Genomic DNA, 224 nt, shown 5'->3' with positions numbered 1-224 from the left:
TGATGATGGCAGAGAGGTCACACCCGTTCCCATACCGAACACGGAAGTTAAGCTCTCTAGCGCCGATGGTAGTTGGGACCTTGTCCCTGTGAGAGTAGGACGTCGCCAAGCTATTTATATTGTCGCGGGGTGGAGCAGCACGGTAGCTCGTCGGGCTCATAACCCGAAGGTCGCAGGTTCAAATCCTGTCCCCGCAACCAAATGGTCCCGTGGTGTAGTGGTTA

The 224-nt window shown here is 55.4% G+C and carries 1 tRNA gene and 1 rRNA gene; both read left to right on the top strand.

The features are described from left to right. Positions 1-111: ribosomal RNA gene (rrf, locus tag MR168_RS33205) — 5S ribosomal RNA — on the top strand; the annotation flags it as partial. Between the two features lie 12 nt (positions 112-123). Beyond that, a tRNA-Met gene (locus MR168_RS33200) sits at positions 124-200 on the top strand. Positions 201-224: the final 24 nt, after the last annotated feature.

This window comes from Bacillus cereus group sp. BfR-BA-01356, assembly GCF_022663635.1.
Taxonomy (GTDB): Bacteria; Bacillota; Bacilli; order Bacillales; family Bacillaceae_G; genus Bacillus_A; species Bacillus_A cereus.
Note: the sequence above shows the minus strand (reverse complement) of the source record. Positions and strands in the feature narration are given on the sequence as shown.